The sequence below is a fragment of the Cellulomonas pasadenensis genome (assembly GCF_047229365.1).
In the GTDB taxonomy this organism is placed as follows: Bacteria; Actinomycetota; Actinomycetes; order Actinomycetales; family Cellulomonadaceae; genus Cellulomonas.
In genome coordinates this window covers 1-4,216 of record NZ_JBFTEP010000205.1, presented here as the reverse complement: position 1 = coordinate 4,216, position 4,216 = coordinate 1, and the positions used below count along the sequence as shown (strand labels likewise).

At 76.9% G+C, this 4,216-nt stretch carries 5 protein-coding genes; 3 read left to right on the top strand and 2 right to left on the bottom strand.

Features of this window, described 5'->3' with window-relative positions; genetic code table 11:
* Both AB6N23_RS17505 and AB6N23_RS17500 read right to left on the bottom strand, forming a co-directional pair.
* A partial coding sequence (locus AB6N23_RS17505) for a GntR family transcriptional regulator (protein ID WP_412867248.1) occupies positions 1-265 on the bottom strand: 265 nt, incomplete at its 3' end.
* On the bottom strand, positions 262-1,230 hold the full coding sequence (locus AB6N23_RS17500) for a hypothetical protein (protein ID WP_412867247.1): 969 nt from the start codon (positions 1,228-1,230) through the stop codon (positions 262-264). The genes AB6N23_RS17500 and AB6N23_RS17505, both read right to left, overlap by 4 nt.
* A gap of 117 nt (positions 1,231-1,347) precedes the next feature.
* Between AB6N23_RS17500 and AB6N23_RS17495 the strand changes: the two genes are divergently transcribed.
* The 3 genes from AB6N23_RS17495 (at position 1,348) to AB6N23_RS17485 (ending at position 3,928) form a co-directional block, all read left to right on the top strand.
* Entirely contained in the window at positions 1,348-1,728 is a 381-nt protein-coding gene (locus AB6N23_RS17495; protein ID WP_412867246.1) for a DUF3039 domain-containing protein, read from the top strand.
* The gene (locus AB6N23_RS17490; RefSeq protein ID WP_412867245.1) at positions 1,725-3,527 is read left to right on the top strand and encodes a DEAD/DEAH box helicase; all 1,803 of its coding nucleotides are present in this window, start codon (positions 1,725-1,727) and stop codon (positions 3,525-3,527) included. The genes AB6N23_RS17495 and AB6N23_RS17490 overlap by 4 nt, the downstream gene beginning before the upstream one ends.
* 239 nt (positions 3,528-3,766) lie before the next feature.
* On the top strand, positions 3,767-3,928 hold the full coding sequence (locus AB6N23_RS17485; protein ID WP_166435985.1) for a hypothetical protein: 162 nt from the start codon (positions 3,767-3,769) through the stop codon (positions 3,926-3,928).
* The last annotated feature ends 288 nt before the right edge of the window (positions 3,929-4,216 follow it).

The window sequence follows — 4,216 nt, the reverse complement described above, 5'->3', positions numbered from 1 at the left end:
GTGCGTCGTCCGCGGCGGTGGCGCCGGCGGCGACCTGCGTGCCGGCGCGGCGACGCGTCACGACGACGCCGGTCGCCTCCAGCTCGCGGAAGGCCCGGGCGACCGTGCCGGGCGCGACGCCGAGGTCGGTCGCCAGCGCCCGGATGGTGGGCAGCCGGTCGCCCGGACGCAGCCGCCCGGCCGCGACGTGCGCGACGACCTGCGCGCGGACCTGCTCGTAGACGGGCACGCCGGAGTCGAGGTCGACCTCGAGCTGCACGCTCACGGCAGCGTCGCGGCGGGGACGACGGGGGCGCCGGCGTCGCGTGCCGCGCGGCGCAGCGCGAGCGCCGCGACGACGAGCGACGCGAGCCCGACGAGCATCCCGGCCACCGCCGTCACCGTGCCGGCGACCACCACCCACGGCGCGCCCAGCGTGTACGGCACGCCGTCGACGGCGTACTCGTGCGCCCGGCCGACGAGGCGCAGCGTGGCTCCGCCCACGGCCAGGACGCCGGCGAGCGTGCTGCCGACCACGAGCTGCGTCCCGGCGAGCACGCGGCGCGCGGACGCACGCCGCAGCCGCACGTCGTCGTCCTCGGTGGTGGCGGCGACGACCGGGCGCGCGGCGACGAGCCGCAGCACCCCCTCGCCCGCGAGGAGGACGACCAGCGCGGCCGCCGTGAGCGGCACGCCGTAGGCCCAGCCGGGGTACGGGCCCCCGCTGCCGCTGTGCCCGGGGGCGTAGGCGACGGCCACCGACCGGGCGTCCGGCGCCGCGGTCAGCCCGAACGCGAGCGTCGCGACCACGAGCCCGCCCGCCCACGCCGACGCGAGCCGGCGCAGGGCGGACGGCGCGACGTCGCGCACGTGCCGGGGGCGCAACGAGGCCCGACGCCGCGTCCCGGCGGGACGCGGCCACGTCCGCTCGCCGACCGCCGCCACCAGCAGGAACGCCAGGCCTGCGGTCACGGGCACGCAGCCCAGCAGCAGCCCCTGCCACCGGCCCGGCGCCGCGAGCACCGGCGCCGGCGCCACGAGGACCACGGCGAGCAGGACGCCCCACGCCAGGGCCGCGACGACGCCGCCGTGCCGTCGCGCGCGCCGGTACGCGGCCGGCGCGTGGTCGACGTCGACGGCGCCCGGGGGACCACCTGGCGCGGGGGCGGCGGCACCCGCCCGCACCGCCACGGTGAGGGCGAGACCCGCACCGAGCAGCGCGACGAGCACGAGGACGGCGTAGTGCGACATGCGACTCCTCCTGTAGCAATGTGCCATTACATTGGTACAGACAAGCCCGGGTGTCAACGCCGTCCCGGCGCGCCCGGAGCGGCCGCGGCGTCGGACCCGGCACGTACGATGGAGGCCATGAGCGACCCGACCCCGCCGCCCGCCGGCCCCGACGACCCGTTCGGCCCGGACACCCGGGGCGGCACGTCGGTCCTCGAGCGCGAGGAGACGACGGAGCAGGTCGAGCCCGGCGACCACGAGCGCTTCTCGCACTACGTGCGCAAGGAGAAGATCATGGAGTCGGCCATGACGGGCCGACCCGTCGTGGCGCTGTGCGGCAAGGTCTGGGTGCCGGGTCGCGACCCGAAGAAGTTCCCGGTGTGCCCCGTGTGCAAGGAGATCTACGAGGGGCTGCGCGAGCCGCAGGACGGCGGCGACTCCGGGGGTGAGGGCTCGGGCGGGTCGGGCCGGCGCTGGGGCTTCGGCCGCGGCAAGGGCTCCGGGTCGGGCGGCGCGTGAGCGCGGCCCCGCGCCCCACCACCACCCCGCAGCACCCCTCGTCGTCGGCAGCGTCGCAGCTGCCGCCGGCGTTCCCCGCGCGCGCGCCGTGGGGCGCGGCGGGGAGCCTGCGGGCCTGGCAGGCGGAGGCGATCGAGCAGTACCGGCGCGAGTCGCCGCGTGACTTCCTCGCGGTCGCCACGCCCGGTGCCGGCAAGACGACCTTCGCCCTGCGGATCGCGACCGAGCTGCTCGAGGCGCGCGTCGTGCGCCGCGTCACGGTCGTGGCCCCGACGGAGCACCTGAAGAAGCAGTGGGCGGACGCCGCCGCGCGCGTCGGCATCCGCCTCGACCCCCGGTTCACGAACGCGCAGGGCCGCCACGGGGCCGGGTACGACGGCGTGGCCGTGACGTACGCGCAGGTCGCCAGCAAGCCCGCCCTGCACGCCGCCCGGACGGGTGCCGAGCGCACGCTGGTCATCCTCGACGAGGTCCACCACGGCGGCGACGCCCTGTCGTGGGGCGACGCGGTCCGGGAGGCGTTCGAGGGCGCGACCCGCCGCCTCGCCCTCACGGGGACGCCGTTCCGCTCCGACACGGCCCCCATCCCGTTCGTCACGTACGCGCCGGACGGCCACGGCATCCGCCGGTCGGTCGCCGACTACACGTACGGCTACGGCGACGCGCTGCGCGACCACGTCGTGCGGCCGGTGCTGTTCATGTCCTACTCGGGCTCGATGCGCTGGCGCACGCGCGCGGGCGACGAGATCGCGGCGCGCCTCGGCGAGCCGCTCACGAAGGACATGACCGCGCAGGCGTGGCGGACGGCCCTCGACCCGAACGGCGAGTGGATCCCGTCCGTCATCACGGCGGCCGACCGGCGCCTCACCGAGGTGCGCCGCACGGTGCCCGACGCCGGCGCCATGATCATCGCCACCGACCAGACGGACGCGCGCGCCTACGCCGGGCACATCGCCCGGATCACGGGCGAGTCGCCGACGATCGTCCTGTCCGACGACGACGGCGCCAGCGACCGCATCGAGGAGTTCTCCGCGAGCGACGCGCGGTGGCTCGTGGCCGTGCGGATGGTGTCCGAGGGCGTCGACGTGCCCCGTCTGGCGGTGGGCGTGTACGCGACGAGCGCCGCGACGCCGCTGTTCTTCGCGCAGGTGGTCGGGCGCTTCGTGCGTGCGCGCCGCCGGGGCGAGACCGCGTCGGTCTTCCTGCCCAGCGTGCCGCAGCTGCTCGAGCTCGCGTCGACGATGGAGGTCGAGCGCGACCACGCGCTCGACCGGCCGACGAAGGACGACGCCGACCCCGAGGCCGCGCTGCTCGCGGCCGCCGAGCGCGAGGCGTCGTCGCCCGACGCCGTCGGCAAGGACGGCGTGGCGGGAGCGTTCGAGGCGCTCGAGGCGCAGGCGTCCTTCGACCGCGTGCTGTTCGACGGCGGCGAGTTCGGGACGGGGGCCGAGGTCGGCTCGGAGGAGGAGCTCGACTTCCTCGGGCTCCCCGGGCTGCTCGACGCCGACCAGGTCGCCACGCTGCTGCGGCAGCGCCAGGCGGACCAGCAGGGCGCGCGCCGGGCCCGCGGGCAGGCCGCGGTCGCGCCGGCGGAGATGGACCACCGCAAGCAGGCGGAGCTCCGCAAGGAGCTCGCGCAGCTCGTCGGGGCGTGGGCGCGCCGCAGCGGGCAGCCGCACGCGACGGTGCACGCCGAGCTGCGGCGCCGGTGCGGCGGTCCCGAGGTCGCGCTCGCGGCGCCCGACGAGCTCCAGGCTCGGGTCGCGATGCTGCGTGGTTGGTTCGTCGGCAAGCGGTGACGAGGCATCTCGTCTCATCATGCGGACAATGAGATGGGGATGAGATCGCAGGTCAGCGCGCTGGACACGCGACCACATACCAGTAGGTCTTGACGTCGCAAGTCGACCGTTCCGGATGCCGACCGGGCCGTGCGCTGCCAGGCTCTAGCCGTGACAAAACGGACCCGGGACCTCCGGGTCATCACAGGTGGGAGCCCGGCGGCGTGCGCGTCGTCGGCGTCCTAGAAAGAGGTGTCCACATGCCTGCATGGCTCATCCTCATCCTCGTCGGCGTCGTGCTGCTCGTCCTCGGTGTCGCCACCGGCATCGGCGAGTTCCTGATCTGGATCGGCGCCATCGTGCTCGTCGTCAGCCTGATCCTGGGCCTCGTCGGCCGCGGCCGGGGTCGCGCCCGGATCTGAGCACCGCCGCGCGCGCCGCCGGCCCACGCGCCGGCCGGCCGCGGGCGGCCACCGCGGTCAGCACCCCCTCCGCCGACCGCGACGGACACCGGGCCGGGACGCCACCAGCGTCCCGGCCCGTTCCGTGCGTGCGGACGGCCCGTGCCCGCCGTCGCGCCGGGCGACCGGGGCCGGCCGTCGGACGACGCGTCAGCCGACGCGGACCTCGACCGTCGGCACGGCCGCCTCGTCCGCGGACAGCCGGCGCGCGCCGCGCGGCAGCTCGTCCCGGGACGCGCGGTGCCGGCG

Coding starts and splice junctions, on each gene's coding strand:
- AB6N23_RS17500 (WP_412867247.1), bottom strand. CDS start 1,230: ATGTCGCACTACGCCGTCCTCGTGCTCGTCGCGCTGCTCGGTGCGGGT.
- AB6N23_RS17495 (WP_412867246.1), top strand. CDS start 1,348: ATGAGCGACCCGACCCCGCCGCCCGCCGGCCCCGACGACCCGTTCGGC.
- AB6N23_RS17485 (WP_166435985.1), top strand. CDS start 3,767: ATGCCTGCATGGCTCATCCTCATCCTCGTCGGCGTCGTGCTGCTCGTC.